This window comes from Natronoarchaeum sp. GCM10025321, assembly GCF_042663585.1.
Taxonomy (GTDB): domain Archaea; phylum Halobacteriota; class Halobacteria; order Halobacteriales; family Natronoarchaeaceae; genus Natranaeroarchaeum.
Genome location: NZ_JBHTAN010000006.1, coordinates 902,125 through 920,007 on the forward strand (window position 1 = coordinate 902,125; position 17,883 = coordinate 920,007).

Consider the following 17,883-nt stretch of genomic DNA (forward strand, 5'->3'; position numbering starts at 1 on the left):
TGGCAGGTCATGAGTGCCCTCGGCGTCTTCGATAGAATAATTCAGGTCCTCGTCGGCCTCGCCGTTCTCGTGCTGGTGCTGGGACTGGTCGTCGACGCCGGACTGCTGTTGCTCGGCGGCTTCCTCTTCATCGTCGCCGGCATCTTCTACGTCGGCGTCCGGATGCTGAAGATCAGAGCGGAGACGTCGCGGACCTGATCAGGCCTCGACCTCGTCGCCCTCGAACAGTTCCGGCCCAAGCCCTGCCAGTAGCGTTCCGATAGCTATCAACAGGGTTGCGACGGCGAGGACGAGCAACGGCAGGTCTACTCCCGCGGCGGTGACGATCAGCATGGCCCCTCCGAGAAGTATCAGGACGAGGCCGGCGATGGTCTCCGTTTGTTCGACGAGCGCCATACTGTACTTTTCGCCGGCCCGACTCATAAGCGTAGAGCCCTTCCCCCGCAAGGACTTTGACGAGGAGTGGTGATGAATGAGATATGATCGACGAGACTGTCGAAGAGATCGAAGATATGCAGACTCATAGCTCGTCTACCGTCGCGGTCAAGGCCGCAACAGCGCTCGAATCCATCACCGACCGGGAGGTCGCGACCACCGAGGAGTTCGAGCGCGACCTCGAGCGGAACGCTGGCGCACTGCGACGTGCGAATCCCTCTCACGCCACCCTCCAGAACGCGATGCTCGAAATCATCAACACGGTAAAGAGGGCCGATAAAACGACCGTCGAAGACGCCAAAGCCCTGGCTCGCTCGACGATTACCGACGTCGTCAAGGATATAGAACAGGCGAAGGGCCGTGCCGCCCGGAACGCTGCCACAGTACTCGAAGACGGCGCGACGGTGCTCACACATGACTACTCCACGACGGTTATCGAAGCCATCGAGAGGGCGGCCGAGGACGGTCGGGAACTGGACGTCTACACTACCGAGGCCCGCCCGCGGTTCCTCGGTCGCAGAACTGCCCGCAGGCTAGCGTCTGTCGACGGCGTCGAGACGCATCTGGTCACCGACGGAGCGGCCGGCCACTACCTCCCAGAGTGTGACCGTGTACTCACCGGGATGACCTGCATCGTCGACGACAAACTCTACAACCGCATCGGCACCCTCCCGCTGGCTGCGACCGCCGAAACGGTCGGAACTCCCCTGTCGGTCGTCGGTGCGGAGTCGAAAATCGTCCCCGGCGGCTTCGTCTTCGAGAACGAGTATCGGGCAGCAAGCGAAGTGATGCGCGAACCCGCGGAAGGATTCACGGTCGAGAATCCCGGTTACGACGCCACCCCGCTCTCTCTGGTCGACAGTGTGGTGACTGACGAGGGGCACAAAGAGCTATAGACCGATCTCACGGTCCTCGAAGCCGACACACTCACTAAAACCTCTGATCGACGCCGTCGAGAGGCTACCAGTTCTCCACGGTGACCCAGGCGCCGCGTTCGTCACTGCGCTCGACCGCATCCAGCACCCGCTGGGCGGCGAGGCCGTCCTCGAAGTTGGGGTGGAACTCGCCCCCCTCAGCCACGGCCGAGAGGAACTCGTAGTTCTCGTGGACGAACGTGTGCTCCCAGCCGATGACGTGGCCCGGCGGCCACCAGTGCTCGATGTAGGGATCCGACTCGTCGGTGACGAGAATCGTCTCGTAGCCCCGCGAATCCTCCCGCAGCACTTCGAGTTCGTTGAGGCGTTCGAGCGAGAACTTCAGGCTTCCGTTCGAGCCCTGAATCTCGATGGTGTGATCGTTCTTGTGCCCGTTCGCGAAGCGCGAGGCCTCGAAGGTGGCCATCGCGCCGTTCTCGAACTGGGCCTGGGCGGAGTACGCGTCGTCGACGGTAACCGGCCGCGTTTCGACGGCTTCGTCGTCCGGAGTCTCGCCGTCTTCGACCGGACGCTCGTCGACAAACGTCTGCAGTTGGCCCGAGACTCGTTCGATCTCTCCGGCCTGCTCGCCGACGAGAAAGTGCGCGAGATCGATCGTGTGGCTCCCGAGGTCGCCCAGGGCACCACTGCCGGCCATCTCCTCGTCGTTTCGCCACGACCACGGCGCGTCGGGGTCGACGAGCCAGTCCTGTAGATACCGGCCGCGGACGTGGTGGATCTCGCCGAGTTCGCCGTCGTCGATCAGGCCCTTTGCGTAGCGGAGTGCGGGGACGAAACGGTAGTTGAACGCGCTCCCGGCAGGGACGTCCGCCGCACGTGCCGCCGCGGCCATCTCCTCGGCGGCGTCGAGCGTTGGCGCCAGCGGCTTCTCACAGAACACGGGTGTGCCCGCCTCCAGCGCTGCTATCGACGGTTCTGCGTGGACGTGATTCGGCCCGAGATTGTAGAAGACGTCGACCTCGTCGACGACTGCTTCCCAGTCGGTCGACGTTCGGGCGAACCCCAACTGATCGGCGGCATCGGACAGCGCCGCCTCGTCGCGACCGACCAATACGTCTCGTTCGACTTCGGGCGCGTCCTCGAAGAACATCGGCAGTCGAGCGAGGGCGTTCGCGTGGGCCTGTCCCATGAACCGATAACCGAGTACGCCGACCTGTAGGGTCATGGGTTCACGTTCGTCGCGTTCGGTAATTAGTGGTTATGGTGGAGAGGCAAGCGCTTCGTCAAAAGAATACTGCGGCGCAGTCTATCGGGGCTTGCGCGCGGTGATTCGGTACTCGATGGCTCCGACGCCCGGCACGCGGAGCTTCCGGGTTCGGTCGCTGTCGGACCGGTGCGCGAGGTAACTACGAACGCTCAGAGCGGTGACGAGGGCCCCCACGAGTACGGCCATACTGATGAGCGGATAGCTCACGAACACGGCGATTGCGGCGACGAGGACGGCGAAAGCGGCCATCCCTCGAAACGTCGGTGGTTCGGTCGGTCGAGTCGACGGTCCACGTATTGGCTGCGGAGGTATTGACATATTGAATACATAGTGCTGGAGGCATATATATCTTTCAGAATATAGATAGTTATCGAGAACAGTTAGCATGGACCAATGAAGAATAGTGGTATAAAGGCCCTCTATTGGTGTGTAAGCAATACCATGTCAAACCGTATCAACAATTCGGAAATCTGAGGGTTGTTCCGTTCGTCGTTTTCTGAGAGACGCCAGAGGCGAGTGAGATCACTGGACGAGAGTCGTCAGCAGCGCCGCAAGTGTCGCTGTTACCGCCGTCCCGATGCCGATGCCAGCGAGCGCTCCGAACGAGAACGTCGCGCCGATGCCGCCGATATCGACGAGGACTGCTAGCAGGTAGATAACCATACTCGTGACAGTCGACCCGAACGCCGCCCCCAGACCGGCAGCAAGCAGTACCGCCTCACGTTCCGCGTGGAAAGTGAGACCCGTCAGTACACCCGTTCCGACTGCGACGAGCGGTAACAACAACACCGCGAACCCGAGCGCCGTCTGTGCCGCAAACGAGTTGATGCCGCTGACGCCCGAGAGTGCACCGACGAGAAACCCACTCAGTCCGAACCCGATACCAGCCACGAGGAAGAGTCCGGCCGAACGCCCGATATGCTGCTGCGTCGACGGACGTTTGAGCATTGCTTCGAGCCGACGTATCCGGCTATCTATAGTTTTTCTGTCTCCTGCCCCGCCGTCCATGTCCGGTCTATCTACCGCCATTACGACAGAGTCTCTCGATTCCCACCTGATAAGCACGGCGTTATATCAGAGCTTTGGAACATATATGGATGGCATCTGTGACCAAGATATTGTATCTATAATTAACCAGTAGCTAACTATAACCTACCTGCAACAGTAGTAGCGAAATACGATGCTACTGGGCAGTCACGCCCAGAACGCCTCGTCAGGATGCGAATCGAAAACGGCCCGATCCAGCATCTCGACGGCTTTCTCCAGTCCCTCGAGAGAGGAGGTCAGTGAGTCCTCGTGTTCGATCGAGAGGGCGCCGTCGTAGCCGACCATCCGGAGCGTGGAGACGACATCTTTCCAGTGGAGTTCGTCGTGGCCGTAGCCGATCGATCGGAAGAGCCACGAGCGGTTCGCCTCGTCCGTGTACGGTGTCGTGTCGAGAACGCCCTTCTCGCGCGCCTGCTCCTCGTAAACGCGCGTGTCCTTGGCGTGGAAGTGGTGGATCGCATCCTCGTCACCGAGCAGGCGGATTGCATCGGTGATCTCGATCCCTTGCCAGTAGAGATGCGAGGGATCGAAGTTCGCACCGATCCGTTCGTTGGTCGCCTCGCGCAGGCGGAGCAGTCCGTGCGGTTCGTAGACAAGCATATTCGGGTGCATCTCGATGGCGACGTCGACACCGTGGCTCTCGGCGTGCTCTGCGATACCGCTCCAGTAGGGGATTCCGACCTCCTCCCACTGGTACTCGTGCGCCTCGGCGTGCTCGCTGGGCCATGGCGCAGTGATCCAGTTCGGCGTCTCGTCGTTGGGACTGCCTGCCGGGAGGCCCGAGAAACACGTCACTGTGTTCACGTCCAGTTGCCCCGCGAGTTCGATCGCCTCGCGGAGTTCGGTGTCGGCCTCGGCGGCGCGCTCCTCGTCCGGGTGAATCGGATTGTTATGCGTTGCCAGCGCGCTGATACGCATATCGTGTTCGTCGAGGAGTGCGGTGAGATCCGCCTGTGCGTCCTCGTCGTCGAGATAGGCCCGGCGGTCGAGATGCTCGTCGCCGGGATAGCCGCCGACGCCGGGTTCGACCGCGTCGACGCCGATATCGTCGAGGTATGCGAGCGCTTCCGCGAAGGATCTGTCGTACAGCGGTGGGCTATGTACGCCGATATCCATGCGTAGTACGTCTATGGTTGACAAGAAAAAGCTTCGGAGACCCTCAGTGCTCAGTTAGCCGGCAGGTCGGCTTCTAGTTCGTCGTCGATTTCGACCGCACGTCCCGACGCGCTCGAGCGGTAGATAGCGTCGATGACGCGCTGGACCGTCAGCGCCTCCTCAACCGTGTTCATTCCCGACGGTTCGCCGGCGGCGACGGCTTCCAGGAACGCCACCTGTTCCTCGCTGTGAGGATTGTGCTCCTGTGTGTCGACATCCGTCGTCTTCAGGTTGTGTGCGCCCTGCTGATCGGCGTCGTACAGCGTCAGATCGCCGCTCGACTTGTCGAACCGCGCACCGCCCTCCGTCCCGCGGACGAAGAACTCCTGATTCGGCGGGCGGTTCGTCGCCCATGCGACTTCGAGCGATATCGTCTTCCCGTCCGCACACCGGATCAGCGCAGTCGCCGAATCGTCAACATCGAACTGTTCGGGGCCCTGATCCTCGCCCCACATTGTCACGTAGGAGTACTCGTCGTCGGTGCCGAATTCGCTCCGCGTTTCACCGCTGACCTCGACGACCTCAGGGTAATCGAGACAGTACAGGGCGAGGTCGAGCGCGTGAACGCCGATATCGATGAGCGATCCCCCACCGGAGACTGCCTTGTCGGTGAACCACGATCCGCGGCCGGGGATTCCACGTCGTCGGATATAGTTCGCTTCGATGTGGGTGACATCGCCGAACGTCCCTGATTCCTGTTCCTCCTTTATGATCTGCGCCTGGTGGTGGAACCGGGTGTGGAACCCGACCATACAGAACCCTTCGGCGTTGCTGGCCGCTGTAGCGATCCGCTCGGCGCTTTCGAGCGAGTGAGCAAGCGGCTTCTCCAAGAGGACGTCGAGTCCCGCGTCGAGTGCTTCGACGGCGTACTGCTCGTGGAACCTGTTCGGCGTCGTAACGATGACAGCGTCGACTTGCTCGAACAACTCGGACGCCTCTTCGTATGTCGGCACGCCGAACTCGTCAGTGAACGTTTCCCTGGCGTCCGCGCTGATGTCGACACCCCCGACGATAGTCGCGCCCGTCTCGACGAGCATGTTCGCGTGGTGATGGGCGATGTTCCCTTGCCCCACGATTCCGACGCGCACGTCGTTTGGATCCATGCATCTACATCGGTTAGTGACCTGTTTAACTCTTTCAGATCCGGGTAACGCTCGATTTCTGCCCTACCGATGCTACGCCTCGTGGAGAGTGCAGTGCTCGCCCCGCGGTCGAGCGCAGATCCGACCAGTCGGTCGGTCTCCGTGACCATACTTTTACCAGTAGCGCACGAAACGGGCCAGTATGGACCAGTTCGACAAATTCGTCTCGTCGACGACGTTGCGGGAGGAAAACGACTCGATCAAGCTGTACCAGAACACAGTCGCGCTGGCCTGTCCCGCCTGCGACGAGCCGTTCGACGACATGGTCGTGTGCAAAGGCGAGTTCACCAGCCTCAACCAGACGATGCCGCTCGACCTCTGTGCGACGGTGCACGACGGCACGCCGGTGCTTTTCACCCACAAACCCTGACTACTGATCCGACCCGGTCCACCGCTGCCAGAAGGTTTCGAACTCCGCGTCCTCTTCGGTGAGCCGCTGCCACTCGGCGAGTCCCCGCTCTTCTCGGGTGCCCGGAATAGTGTTGTCGAGCACGAGCGCGGCCAGACCGCCGACCGCCATCCCCGTCGAACCGATCACGAATACCGTGTCGGCGATCACTCGCTCGCTGAGCACCGGGCCGAGTACGGCGACGCCGTCCATCACCGCACGGAACTCCGCTGCACCGCCGACGTTGGCCATGTACTCGGGGATCGACAGTCCGACGAACAGCGCGAAGCCGATCACGAAGACGTTTCGCGAGGAGTCCAGATCGACGTGTTTCAGGTTCGAGATACCGACGGCAACGATCTGAGCGAACATGGCGATAAAGAGACCACCGATGATCGGATCGGGAATGGTCGCTATCAGTTGCCCGAAGTAGCCGATGAAGCCGACGAAGAGCATGATCAGTGCTCCAACCTGCACGACGTACCGGGAGGCGACGCCAGTCAGTCCAATCGCGCCAATGTTCTCGGAGTACGACGTCGACCCGCTCGTTCCCATGATCCCCGAGAAGACGTTCATCAGTCCCTCCATCCCGATGCCGTGGTTGATCCGTTTCGCGCTCGGGGCCGCCGAACCGGTGATGTTCGCGACGGCGTAGTAGTCGCCGAGGCTCTCGACCATCGACGCAAGCACGCCTGCAAACATTCCGATAATGAACGCGCCCGTGATCTCCGGCATCCCCCACTGGAAGGGGTAGATCGGCAGTATCATGGTCGTATCAGTGACTTGCCCGAGCGGGACGTATCCCGGATGACCCGACCCCAGCGTCCCCGTAACCGAGAGTCCCGCGGCGACGAGCCACGAAATGCCGAGCGCCAAGATGACCGGATAGAGTCGGAACGCACGCCGTTTGACGTCCAGATACTGCGAGAACAGGACGATCAGACCGAGCGTCAGGCCGAGTAGCCACCAGCTCTGGTCTGTCGTCGTGATCTGAGGTGCGCCGAACAGCGAAAGGCCGATCAGCGCGATTGTCGGTGCGATGACGACCGGCGAGAGGAACCGTCGGAGTTTGCCGACCAGGCCGAAGTAGCCCATTGCGACCTGTACCGTCGCGGCGACGATAATCGCACCCTGTAACTGGACCAGAGCGTCCTGCCAGTTATTGGCTGGATCGGACGTGACGACCAGCACGATTGCCAGTGCCGGCGCGAGCATCGAGAAGGGCGCACCCTGAACGATCGGGTAGCGGTTCCCGAAAGTCGTCTGGGCGAGCGTGGCGATCCCGGAGACGACGAAGAACGTCCCGACGAACTGTGCGGTGATGTCGTCCGGCATCCCCATCGCGCTGGCCAGAATCAGCGGCACCGCGATGTTCGCACCGACCATCGTCAGATAGTGTTGCACGCCGAGCACGGCCGATTCGCCGGCCGGCGGTTTCTCATCAATACCGTATTCGATCGCATCGCTGGGGTCGATCCCGTCTTCCCCAGCAGAAGGTTCCTCCGCCATTTTGTTGTCGTCGGTCATAATTCGGAGGGAGGTAAAAGGGGTGTTGATCCGTCGTCGCGGGCGGAGGTATCGTTAAACCCCTGGCCCGTCGATACTGTGATACCGATGTACACGAAGGTGAACTACGAGGAGGTCGACCCGGTCGGGGAGGCGATGCATCTGCTCCGCGAACCCCTCGATACCGAACAGGTCGGCGTGACTGTCGCGCGCTGTCCGCCGGGGTGGAAGTCCGTCCCGCACGAACATACCGACAACGATCACGAGGAAGTGTACGTGCTGATCGAGGGCGAGGCCGAGGTGATCGTCGACGACGAACGAGTCGAGATGGCTGAAGGCGACGCCATCCATATCCCACCGGAATCGACCAGGCAGATCCAGAACGGCGATGTCGAGAGCGCGTTCGTCCTCGTCAGCGGGCCGGAAGGTCTGGAGAGCGAGGGTGTCGAATCCGAGTGGATCATCGACGGATTCAGCGGCTAACCCACAGTTCTTTGCGATCCCCGTACGAGCTAGCAGCCATGACCCAGATCCTCCCGGACGAGACAGCACGGTTCGTCAGCGCCGCGGGGCCACAGCCGGACGACGTGCTGGTGGAGATGCACGAGTACGCCCGCGAACACGGCTTTCCACACGTCGGCCCGGAGGTCGGCGGCTGGCTTCAACTGCTGGCGCGGATGGTCGACGCCGAGCGGGTGTTCGAGTTCGGATCGGGCTACGGCTACTCGGCGTACTGGTTCGCCCGCGCACTCGACGAGGACGCTGAGATCGTTCTGACCGAGTTCGACGCCGACGAACTCGACATGGCGCGGGAGTATATGAAACGCGGCGGCTTCGACCCGCTTGCAACCTACGAACACGGCGACGCTATCGAGATCATCGAGGGGTACGACGGCCCCTTCGACGTGGTGCTGGTCGACGTCCGGAAGGACCAGTATCCCGCGGCGTTCGAGGCGATACGAGAGAAAGTCGCACCCGGTGGCGTCATCGTCGCCGACAACGCGATGACTGCCGGAACGATAGAGTTCGAAAAGCTACTGGCGATCCAGGAAGGCGAGGACGTCACCGACCTCAGTGAGGCGACGCGCGGTATCGCGGAGTATCTCCGGGCCACACAGGACGCCGCGGAGTTCACGACTGCGGTGATGCCGGTGGGTGAGGGCATCGCCGTGAGCTATCGCTCGGCGTAGCCGTCAACGCCGACCACGACCCGGATGCCCTCCGCGTACTCATCGTCGATCCACGTCGACCAGCCATGGACACGGGCGAGCGCCCGGACGTTCGGCAGTGCGACTCCTGCTTCCGCGGTAGGGACCGCCGAGCCGTACTCGAAGTACTCGTCGAGCTGGGCGACTGCCGGCGGTTCCCCGTTACCGCTCATCGCTATCTCGCCGTTCGCCAGCGAGACGACGACGCTGTCAGCACCGTTCCGGTCGAAGAACTCGTACGCGCTCCGGCACAGCGCCCGAAGTCTCGCTTCGTCGGCCTCCACCTGAAGATCACCTTCGATAGTGAGCAAGAGCCCATCCGCTTCGACCTCGTCTCTGGCCGTCTTTGCCGCGTCGCCGACATCGACCTGGCTGGTCTCCCGAACCGTCTGCCCGTGTTTCGCCAGGATCGAGAGGTCGTTGACGATCCCGGTCATCGTGTTCGCAGAGCCGGACGCGGCTCTGAGCGACTCGTTTGCGGTTCCGATCTGATTGTCGGTGATCGCGTCGCCGGCCAGCGAGACGTGGCCTTCGATGATCGTTAGCTTGTTCCGTAGTTCGTGGGTGAGCGCCTCGGCGAAATCGTGCAGTTGGTTGTTCTGTCGTTTTAGCTCTCGGCGTCGCTTCTCGGTCTCGGTGATGTCCGTGAACATCAGTAGCTTGCCGATCCGCGTCGCCCCGATTTCGAAGGACGTCGTCGACGCGAGATAGTAATTCATCGATCCATCCGTCTCGCGTTCGAGCGTCTTCTGTTCCATCGTATCGCCCTCGCTGATCTCCGGGAGGACCGTCTGTATAGACTCGCCGATGGCGTCGTTCAGCTCTGGCAACAGTGCGGCTGCACGGTAGTTAAAATCTCGAATTCGGTCGTCGTCGTCCAGGAAGACTGTCGCTTCGTCGACGTCGTCGGTCAACTGGATCGCCATGAACCGGTCCTGATGAACGAACAGGACGCCGATAGCGAAGACGGCGACGCCGAGCGGCGAGTAGATCATCCCGAGCAGCAGATCGCTCTGATAGCCGACGAGGTCGAACACGACCGGAAGCCCGGTGAGGGCGGCCAGCCCAGTAAGCGGCCTCGTGTCGTACTCCGACTCCGCGAACATCTCCAGTAGCATAAACAGGCCGATTGCGGCGAGCATGTAGGAGACGGCGGTCGTCACCCAGTGGAACGGCTGATGGACGACATTCAGATGAACGAACGGCTCCGTCGCGGCCTCCATGGTGAAATACTGGCCGTGAATCGGGTTCGTGACTTTCACACCAACGACAGCTAGATAGACGCCAACTGCGAGTTGACGCAGTTGTCGGTTTTGATGATAGGTCCGACCGGTGTACGCCGAGCAGAAGTACAGCCACCAGCCGACGGTTGCGAAGCCGACAGTTAGACCAAGAACGTAGATGATGTTGGTAAGTTCGTCCGTGGGTAACACGAAATAGCCGACGTAGGACAGCGACCAACAACCGGAGGTCGTGAGCAGCCCCATGAGGCCGATTCGGGTATCCCTATCGGTCACTTTGCGGGCCCGTAGCAGGGCGAGAAAACAAAGGATCGCCGCGGCAGCGAACCCGCCGAAGTGGAGTGAAAATATCATGGATAGATATGGTTGACGACTCGTCCATTGCTTTCTTATCGGATAAATCCCTTCTTTACTCGGATGGATTCTGGGAGTCTCGGTCCTGGGAATCGAGCGTATCGTCTCCGCGATTGGGAACGTCGACCTCACACCTCTCACGCGGCGGGGAACGTACGACTTAACCGGCTCCTCGGCCTTTCATTAGCCAATGACAGCAGCGATCCAGACGCAGGATCTTCTCAAAGAGTACGGCGATCTGCGAGCGTTAGACGAACTCTCGCTCCGTGTCGAGGAGGGCGAGTTCTTTGGCCTTCTCGGCCCAAACGGGGCGGGCAAGACGACGTTTATCAACATCCTCGTCGGCCTCGCACGCAAATCGGGTGGTGATGCACACGTCTTCGGCCACGACGTCGTCGAGGAGTATCAGGACGCTCGGAACGCAATCGGGCTTGCACCCCAGGAGTTCAACGTCGATCGGTTCTTCCCGATCCGGGAGGTGTTGATGCACAAAGCCGGCTATCACGGGATCCCGGAGGACGAAGCGGAGCGTCGCGCCGAGTATGCGCTCGAACGGGTGGGAATCGCCCACAAGGGCGACGAGCGGTTCGACTGGCTTTCGGGCGGAATGAAACGTCGGTTCCTGCTGGCGCGTGCGCTGGTCACCGATCCCGACCTCCTGATCCTCGACGAACCGACTGCGGGCGTCGACGTCCAGTTACGTCACGACATCTGGGAGGTCATCCAGCAACTGAACGACGAGGGGACGACCGTCCTGCTCACGACCCACTACATCGAGGAGGCCGAACGGCTCTGTGACCGCGTCGCCATCGTCAACGAGGGATCCGTCCTCGACGTCGCGACGCCGGGCGACCTGATGGACCGCGGTACGGACACCATCTACGTCACGGTTCGGGCGGACGTCAGCACACCACAGGCCGCGACTACGGCTGTCGCCGGTGCGGCCAGTGAGACGACTGGCGCTCGGACGGCAACGGACGGTATCGGCATTGACGGCCAGGACCGACTCACCGCTCTCGACGGCGTGGAGACGGTCAGCGTCGAGGATGGCCGGCTAGCGATCCGCGCGGACGACGGCGGCGCGCGGGCCCCGGGCGTCCTGAACGTGCTCGAAGAGCTGGGCCACGAGATTACCGACATCGAAATCTCGCGAACCTCGCTCGAAGAAGTGTTCGTCGAGATGACGAACGAGGAGCGCTCCGACCGCGAGGGGATCGAAGCATGATGGGGATCACGATGGGGCTTCCGACGGGCGTCCGAACGCTCCTCAAACGCGAAATCCAGCGCTACGTCCGGCGTCCGACGAACACGTTTATGCCGCCGCTGATCACCAACATCCTCTACTTCTCTGTGTTCGGGATCATCCTCGGCGGGCGGATCGATCAGATTCAGGGCTTCGATTACATCGTGTTCATCATTCCGGGCCTCGTCGTGCTCGGGACGATATCGAACGCCTTCGAGAACGCTTCCTTTTCTATCTTCCACGGGCGGTGGAACGAGTACATTCACGAGACGCTTACCTCGCCGCTCTCGTACTCACAGATGGTCGGCGCATACGTCGCGGCGAGCGCGTTGCGAGGGCTGCTCGTCGGTGCCCTCATCGCCGTCATCGGCGTCCTCTTCACGGTCATCAGCAGTGACTTCGCCACAATCGGCGTCGAGCAGCCGATCTATCTGCTTGCGTTTATGCTCATCATCTCCGTGCTGTTCGCTGCCTTCGGCGTCATCGGGGGCCTCCTTTCGGAGGATTTCGACCACCTGACCGTAATGAACCAGTTTATCGTCCGCCCGCTGGTGTTTTTCGGCGCGGTGTTTTACTCGCTAGAGACGCTCTCGCCGCTCTGGCAGACGGTCTCGCTGCTGAATCCAATGGTCTACATGGTCGACGGCGTCCGTTTCGGCTTCCTCGGCTACTCGGACGTCGAGCCACGGATCTCGATTGCCGTCCTCGGCGGACTGACGATAGCCGTCCTGCTGGTCGATATCGTGCTGTTCCGGGAGGGCTACGGACTGACAGACTGATCACCGTCGGCGCGGCCCCGCAGACCTAGACGTGTGGTTTCGCCGCGAGCGCCTCGTAGGGCTTGTCGTCGAGCCAATCGAGCAATGCCACCAACTGCTCGACTGCGGCATCGAACATCACTTCACCTTTCTCCGCAGTCGCGTCGCGCTGATCGCCGAGGACGCCGTTTTCGGTGTTGTCGATGGCGTCGTAGAAGGTGCGTGCGCCGTGGTGTCGTAACTCCTGTTCGTCCATTCTGGTAGCACCGCCCTGCGCCGCGTCGTCGATGCGCTCCTCCCGGACGAGGTCGGGGGCGATGTGCTGGATCATCGCTGTTTCCTTGGGCCCGCCGTGTGGCCCGTTGTGCTCGAAGAGGTCGTCGACCAGGTCGGGGATGCTCTCGTTCCACATCCACTCGATGGCGTAGGCGGTATCGTCTTCGCGGAGTCTGCGGCCGACCTCGCGGAGGTGGTTGATGTTGCCGCCGTGAGCGTTGACGTAGACGATTCGGTCGATTCCGTGCTCGGTGAGGCTCCGGGAGAGGCTCTCGACGTAGTCCCGGAACGCGGGCGGATCGACCGACATCGTTCCGTGGAACTGGCGATGATGCGAGGAGACGCCGACGGTGATCGGCGGGGTGCAGAGATACCCGGTACGCTCCGTCGCCTTGCGTGCCAGCGCCTCCGCGATCATGTGGTCGGTGCCCTCGGGGAGATGCGGGCCGTGCTGTTCGGTCGAGCCGAGCGGGACGACAGCCAGAGAGTCCTCTCTGCAGTAGGCTTCGATCTCCGGCCAACTGTGTTCGGCGAGTTGCATACTCGTACCAGAGGCGAGACGTACAAAGGAACTCCGACAGTCGTGAGTGGACCTCTCGTCCTACGTCGCGGGTATCTCAAAACGCATTAGAACGGGTCGGTCCGTAGTACCCCTATGACCGCACCCCTCGTACTGGATATTGACGGGACGCTAACCCGAGCAGACGGCGAACCGGGGATTGATCCCCGCGTGTTCGAGCCATTGCGGGCCTGGCCCGAACCGGTCGTCGTCGCGACCGGCAAGGCGTTCCCGTTTCCGGTTGCACTCTGCCAGTTTCTCGGCATCGAAGAGCGTGTAATCGCGGAGAACGGCGGGATCGTCTACGCGGACGAGGCGTTGGCCGTAAACGGTGACCGGGAAGCAGCCGACGCGGTGGCCGAGGCGTTCCGCGAGCACGGCCACGACCTTGGCTGGGACGGCCCGGACCTGGTGAACCGCTGGCGCGAGACCGAGATCGCCGCGCGGCTAACAGTTCCCGAAGAGGTCCTGCGCGAGGTCGCCGCCGAGACGGGGCTGGAAGTCGTCGATACGGGCTATGCGTTCCACGTCAAGGACGCCTCGATCAGCAAGGGCGACGGCCTCGAGAGCATCGCCACACTGCTCGATCGACAGCCGTCTGACTTCGTCGCGATCGGCGATTCGGAAAACGACGTCTCGACGTTCGGCGTCGCGGGCGAGAGCTACGCCGTCGCGAACGCCGACGCCGCCGCGCGCGAGGCCGCGGATCACGTAACTGACGGCGTCCACGCCGCCGGCACGATAGAACTCCTCGACGAACTTCGGTGACGATCCGGTTAGCGCGGTGGTGATCCGACGGCGGTGTCGACTGCCCCGTAGGTCGCGATAAGACTCTCTCTGAGCACCGGCGCGCCGTCGTAGAGCCAGAGGATTGCTGTGAACGCAAGTACCCCGCTCTGGACCAGCAGGTACGTCGGTGGGTCACTCGCCGTCAACGTGGCCCAGTACTCGACGAAGTACGTCAGCGTGAGATCGACCAACCCGTCGGTGCCCCCCGTTCCGGCAGGCTCCGCAAACGGCCAGAACAGCACCTCGAACCGTTCGGTTCCGCGCAGGTAGTGAGGGACGGAATCGCCCAGCGGATGGAGGAGATAGCCGACGCCGAACGCCAGTCCGACCCGTGGTCGACCGATCCGGTGCGCCACGATGCCCACGAGGATGGCGAACGGGATGCCGACGAAGACCGAGTGTCCGAGTGCATAGCCGGTGTCGAACATGCCGTACTGGTAGGCAAGCGGCTTATCGATCAGATCCGGCAGCACCGACGCGAAGACGACGGTGAGAGCGGCGAGCGCGCCCGGCGACTCACGATAGTACGCGTGACTGAACAGCGAATAGACCAGATATGCGACGGCAGCGTGTTCCCATGGCCACATCGGTATCGTCTGGGCGTCCGATACGATTAGTTATGTTCCGGCTTTGCACCGAAACTCGGAGTAGGATGCGCTTTCGGGAGTGCATTGATACCGACTGTCGTACCCCACTCACGCGACACGAAGGGAAGGGTTTTCGGCAAGCAGTCTCCAAGCCCAGTGTAATGGGGCTTGAAGAGGAAATCGAAGAACTCCGCGAGGAGATTACGAGTACGCCCTACAACAAGTCGACCGAACAGCATATCGGTCGGCTCAAATCCAAGCTCGCGGAAAAGAAGGAGAAACTGGAGGTCCGTCAGCAGTCCTCGGGTGGGGGCGGTGGCTATCACGTCGAAAAACACGGCGACGCGACGGTCGCCCTCGTGGGCTTCCCGAGCGTCGGCAAGTCCACGCTCGTGAACGCGCTGACCAACGCCGACAGCGAAGTCGGCTCCTACGAGTTCACGACGCTCGACGTCAACCCGGGCATGCTGGAGCTCAACGGTGCGAACATCCAACTGCTCGACGTGCCGGGGCTGATCGAGGGCGCGGCCAGCGGTCGCGGTGGTGGCCAGGAGGTGCTTTCGGTCGTGCGCGCCGCCGACCTCATCGTGTTCATGCTTTCTGCGTTCGAGATAGAGCAGTACGACCGTCTCTGCGAGGAGCTCTACCACAACAAGATTCGGGTCGATGAAGAGCCTCCCCGCATCTCGATCCGACGGAAAGGAAAAGGGGGGCTGAGAGTCACCTCCAGCGTCGAACAGGATCTGGACGAGCAGACGATCAAGGAGGTACTGCGAAGCCACGAGTTCATCAACGCCGACATCACGCTCAACGAGAAAGTCGACATCGACCGATTGATCGACGGAATCCAAGACAACCGCGTCTATCTGCCGTCTATCGTGACGGTCAACAAGACCGATCTGATCGATCCGAGCTATATCGACACGGTCAAAAACGACCTCCGTGATCACGACCTCGATCCCGAGGAAGTCATCTTCATTAGCGCCGAAAAAGACAAGGGACTCGACTCGTTCAAAGAACGGATCTGGGAGGAACTGGGCCTGATACGGATCTACATGGACAAACCCGGTCGCGGCATCGACTACGAGGAACCGCTCATGGTCGATCAGGGAAGCACGGTCGAGGACGCGACAAAAAAGCTCGGTGGTGAGCTCCAGAAACGGTTCCGCTTCGCCCGCGTCTCCGGCGAGAGCGCGAAACACGACGGCCAGCAGGTCGGCCTCGACCACGAACTCGCCGACGAGGACGTCCTCCGACTTATCACGCGGAAGTGAGCGTCGGATGGATCTCCGACCTCCGGTCAGGCGTCTCGTCGCTGTTCTACTGCTCGGCGTTGCACCGTGGGTAGTCGTGCGCTTTCCGGGCCAGTTCGATATGGTGTTCTCGTGGGGCTGGATCAACAGCTACAACTGGAACGTCGTTACCATGTGGAAGTACCTGTTCGAGTACACGCTCGGCCTGCGCTCCCTCCCACGGCACCTGCAGGCGTGGCCGGTCGCGACAGTGCTGTACCTCTGTGCGCTCACCAGCGCGTCGAGCGGGGCAGTAATGGCGACCGAGGATCGGCGCGTCACGGCGGGACTACTGGTGCTCGCCGCGCTCTCGATACTCAGATACACGGTCGGCTTCAACAATCCGAGGGCGACCGTGGTTCCGCTCTTCATTCCGGCAGTGCTTGTCGTCTGCTGGTGGTTCTACGCGGACGTACTGACGCCGGAGCAGCTAGTCAGTAGAGACAGAGAACAGCAGTAGCTACTACCTTCGAGTCCGGTACGAAAAGAACCGCGTCCGACCGCAAAAACCGCTCCACGGAGACTACCCGTTCTCAGGCGAACTGCTCCTGACCGTCGGCTTCGAGTAGCTCCTTGTAGCGGTTGCGGATCGTCACTTCCGAGATGTCGGTGACCTCGCTAACCTCCGACTGGGTGACCGATTCGTTGCAGAGCAGCGGTGCCGCGTAGACGGCGGCGGCCGCGAGGCCGACGGGACTCTTGCCGCTGTGGATGCTCTGCTCTTTGGCGTTCTGTAGCAGTTCGCGAGCGCGGTGCTCGGCTTCGTCCGAGATGCCGAGTTCGCTGGCGAACCGGCCGACGTACTGCTCGGGGTCGGCAGGCTGGATCTCGAGGTTGAGTTCGCGCACGATGTAGCGGTAGGTGCGTTTGAACTCCATCTCGTCGATCCGGCTGACGACGGCGACCTCGTCGATGCTGCGTGGCGTGCCGGTCTGGCGTGCTGCGGCGTATAGCGCGGCCGTGGCGACGCCTTCGATCGAACGCCCTGGCAGGAGGTCCTCGTCGAGTGCGCGACGGTAGATGACGCTGGCCGTCTCGCGGACGTCCTCCGGGAGGCCGAGTGCGCTGGCCATCCGGTCGATCTCGCCGAGCGCCTGCTTGAGGTTGCGCTCTTTGCTGTCACGGGTGCGGAACCGCTCGTTCCAGGTGCGGAGCCGCTGCATCTTCTCGCGCTGGTTCGAGCTCAGCTGGTTGCCGTAGGCATCCTTGTTCTGCCAGCCGATGTTCGTCGAGAGGCCGTCGTCGTGCATCATCTTCGTCGTCGGTGCGCCGACGCGCGACTTCTGGTCCTTCTCGGCCGAATCGAACGCGCGCCACTCCGGGCCGCGGTCGATGCTGTCTTCCTCGATGACGAGTCCGCACTCTTCACAGACCATCTCGCCGTGCTCTTCGTCACTCAGGACGTCACCGCCACACTCGGGACAGATATCCTCCGTCTCGCTCGCTTTCTCGGTCGGTCGCTCAGTCTCCTCTGTCGTTACGCTCGTATCTTCGTTGTATTGTACTCGTGTATCAGTCATGGTTGTCTCCGTGGATTGCGGTTGGAGGGCCGGGGCTGCCGGTCGGGAGTATCCCTAAGAAATACCGGGAATCCGTTCTCCTATCTATACGTACGGGGGAAAGCCTTATAAATGTTACGAACATAACGTTAGTGCAGTATATATAATTATCCCTCACACTCGCCCGGACTCCAGCGTCCCCGATTCACCGCCACACGATTCGGTCACCTCCCCTGTTCCGTGTTAGACGGTATTGTCATTT

Annotated in this window: 20 protein-coding genes and 1 pseudogene; 10 read left to right on the top strand and 11 right to left on the bottom strand. The window is 61.7% G+C overall.

Annotated features, from left to right (window positions below; all coding sequences use genetic code 11):
• The first annotated feature begins 9 nt into the window (after positions 1-9).
• Positions 10-198: a hypothetical protein gene (locus ACFQL3_RS07420; RefSeq protein ID WP_377052841.1), complete on the top strand. Its 189-nt coding sequence runs from the start codon at positions 10-12 to the stop codon at positions 196-198.
• Here the strand turns inward: ACFQL3_RS07420 and ACFQL3_RS07425 are convergent, their stop codons facing one another.
• On the bottom strand, positions 199-396 hold the full coding sequence (locus ACFQL3_RS07425; RefSeq protein ID WP_377052843.1) for a hypothetical protein: 198 nt from the start codon (positions 394-396) through the stop codon (positions 199-201).
• 83 nt (positions 397-479) lie between these two features.
• Here ACFQL3_RS07425 and ACFQL3_RS07430 point away from each other — a divergent pair, with 83 nt between their 5' ends.
• Complete coding sequence (locus tag ACFQL3_RS07430) at positions 480-1,331, top strand: translation initiation factor eIF-2B (protein ID WP_377052845.1); 852 nt, start codon at positions 480-482, stop codon at positions 1,329-1,331.
• 64 nt (positions 1,332-1,395) lie between these two features.
• On the opposite strand, the gene ACFQL3_RS07435 is transcribed toward ACFQL3_RS07430, so the two are convergent.
• From ACFQL3_RS07435 to ACFQL3_RS07455, 5 genes and pseudogenes are all read right to left on the bottom strand, one after another.
• Positions 1,396-2,535: a Gfo/Idh/MocA family protein gene (locus ACFQL3_RS07435; protein WP_377052847.1), complete on the bottom strand. Its 1,140-nt coding sequence runs from the start codon at positions 2,533-2,535 to the stop codon at positions 1,396-1,398.
• Positions 2,536-2,616: 81 nt separating this feature from the next.
• A complete protein-coding gene (locus tag ACFQL3_RS07440) occupies positions 2,617-2,895 on the bottom strand; it encodes a hypothetical protein (RefSeq protein WP_377052849.1) in 279 nt (92 codons plus the stop codon).
• 204 nt (positions 2,896-3,099) lie between these two features.
• Positions 3,100-3,525 (bottom strand): hypothetical protein, encoded by a 426-nt coding sequence (locus ACFQL3_RS07445; RefSeq protein ID WP_377052851.1) that lies wholly within the window; start codon positions 3,523-3,525, stop codon positions 3,100-3,102.
• Between the two features lie 246 nt (positions 3,526-3,771).
• Positions 3,772-4,740 (bottom strand): sugar phosphate isomerase/epimerase family protein, encoded by a 969-nt coding sequence (locus tag ACFQL3_RS07450; RefSeq protein WP_377052853.1) that lies wholly within the window; start codon positions 4,738-4,740, stop codon positions 3,772-3,774.
• A 50-nt stretch (positions 4,741-4,790) separates the two neighbouring features.
• Positions 4,791-5,885, bottom strand: a pseudogene (locus ACFQL3_RS07455) (Gfo/Idh/MocA family protein); the annotation flags it as partial.
• Positions 5,886-6,063: 178 nt separating this feature from the next.
• Between ACFQL3_RS07455 and ACFQL3_RS07460 the strand changes: the two are divergent.
• The gene (locus ACFQL3_RS07460) at positions 6,064-6,291 is read left to right on the top strand and encodes a DUF7385 family protein (protein ID WP_377052855.1); all 228 of its coding nucleotides are present in this window, start codon (positions 6,064-6,066) and stop codon (positions 6,289-6,291) included.
• Here the strand turns inward: ACFQL3_RS07460 and ACFQL3_RS07465 are convergent, their stop codons facing one another.
• Positions 6,292-7,836 carry a uracil-xanthine permease family protein gene (locus tag ACFQL3_RS07465; protein WP_377052857.1) on the bottom strand — a complete coding sequence of 515 codons (1,545 nt, stop codon included), beginning with the start codon at positions 7,834-7,836 and terminating at the stop codon, positions 6,292-6,294.
• 87 nt (positions 7,837-7,923) lie between these two features.
• On the opposite strand from ACFQL3_RS07465, the gene ACFQL3_RS07470 reads away from it, so the two are divergent.
• Complete coding sequence (locus ACFQL3_RS07470; protein WP_377052859.1) at positions 7,924-8,298, top strand: cupin domain-containing protein; 375 nt, start codon at positions 7,924-7,926, stop codon at positions 8,296-8,298.
• A gap of 38 nt (positions 8,299-8,336) precedes the next feature.
• Positions 8,337-9,005, top strand: a complete 669-nt coding sequence (locus ACFQL3_RS07475) for an O-methyltransferase (protein WP_377052861.1) — start codon at positions 8,337-8,339, stop codon at positions 9,003-9,005.
• Here ACFQL3_RS07475 and ACFQL3_RS07480 read toward each other — a convergent pair.
• A complete protein-coding gene (locus tag ACFQL3_RS07480) occupies positions 8,990-10,618 on the bottom strand; it encodes a histidine kinase N-terminal 7TM domain-containing protein (RefSeq protein ID WP_377052863.1) in 1,629 nt (542 codons plus the stop codon). The two genes, ACFQL3_RS07475 and ACFQL3_RS07480, sit on opposite strands and share 16 nt — an antisense overlap.
• A 190-nt stretch (positions 10,619-10,808) precedes the next feature.
• On the opposite strand from ACFQL3_RS07480, the gene ACFQL3_RS07485 reads away from it, so the two are divergent.
• Both ACFQL3_RS07485 and ACFQL3_RS07490 read left to right on the top strand, forming a co-directional pair.
• Positions 10,809-11,843, top strand: coding sequence for an ABC transporter ATP-binding protein (locus tag ACFQL3_RS07485; protein ID WP_377052865.1), 1,035 nt, complete (start codon positions 10,809-10,811; stop codon positions 11,841-11,843).
• Positions 11,843-12,640, top strand: a complete 798-nt coding sequence (locus ACFQL3_RS07490) for an ABC transporter permease (RefSeq protein WP_377057054.1) — start codon at positions 11,843-11,845, stop codon at positions 12,638-12,640. The genes ACFQL3_RS07485 and ACFQL3_RS07490 overlap by 1 nt, the downstream gene beginning before the upstream one ends.
• Positions 12,641-12,665: 25 nt before the next feature.
• Here ACFQL3_RS07490 and ACFQL3_RS07495 read toward each other — a convergent pair whose 3' ends face one another.
• Positions 12,666-13,436 carry a creatininase family protein gene (locus tag ACFQL3_RS07495; protein ID WP_377052867.1) on the bottom strand — a complete coding sequence of 257 codons (771 nt, stop codon included), beginning with the start codon at positions 13,434-13,436 and terminating at the stop codon, positions 12,666-12,668.
• Between the two features lie 114 nt (positions 13,437-13,550).
• Here ACFQL3_RS07495 and ACFQL3_RS07500 point away from each other — a divergent pair, with 114 nt between their 5' ends.
• Positions 13,551-14,222, top strand: coding sequence for an HAD-IIB family hydrolase (locus ACFQL3_RS07500; protein ID WP_377052869.1), 672 nt, complete (start codon positions 13,551-13,553; stop codon positions 14,220-14,222).
• A gap of 8 nt (positions 14,223-14,230) precedes the next feature.
• Here the strand turns inward: ACFQL3_RS07500 and ACFQL3_RS07505 are convergent, their stop codons facing one another.
• Positions 14,231-14,830: a metal-dependent hydrolase gene (locus ACFQL3_RS07505; protein ID WP_377052871.1), complete on the bottom strand. Its 600-nt coding sequence runs from the start codon at positions 14,828-14,830 to the stop codon at positions 14,231-14,233.
• A gap of 161 nt (positions 14,831-14,991) precedes the next feature.
• On the opposite strand from ACFQL3_RS07505, the gene ACFQL3_RS07510 reads away from it, so the two are divergent.
• On the top strand, positions 14,992-16,104 hold the full coding sequence (locus tag ACFQL3_RS07510) for an OBG GTPase family GTP-binding protein (RefSeq protein WP_377052873.1): 1,113 nt from the start codon (positions 14,992-14,994) through the stop codon (positions 16,102-16,104).
• A gap of 7 nt (positions 16,105-16,111) precedes the next feature.
• Entirely contained in the window at positions 16,112-16,582 is a 471-nt protein-coding gene (locus ACFQL3_RS07515; protein ID WP_377052875.1) for a TIGR04206 family protein, read from the top strand.
• 73 nt (positions 16,583-16,655) lie between these two features.
• Here the strand turns inward: ACFQL3_RS07515 and ACFQL3_RS07520 are convergent, their stop codons facing one another.
• Entirely contained in the window at positions 16,656-17,642 is a 987-nt protein-coding gene (locus tag ACFQL3_RS07520) for a transcription initiation factor IIB (RefSeq protein ID WP_377052877.1), read from the bottom strand.
• Between the last annotated feature and the right edge of the window lie 241 nt (positions 17,643-17,883).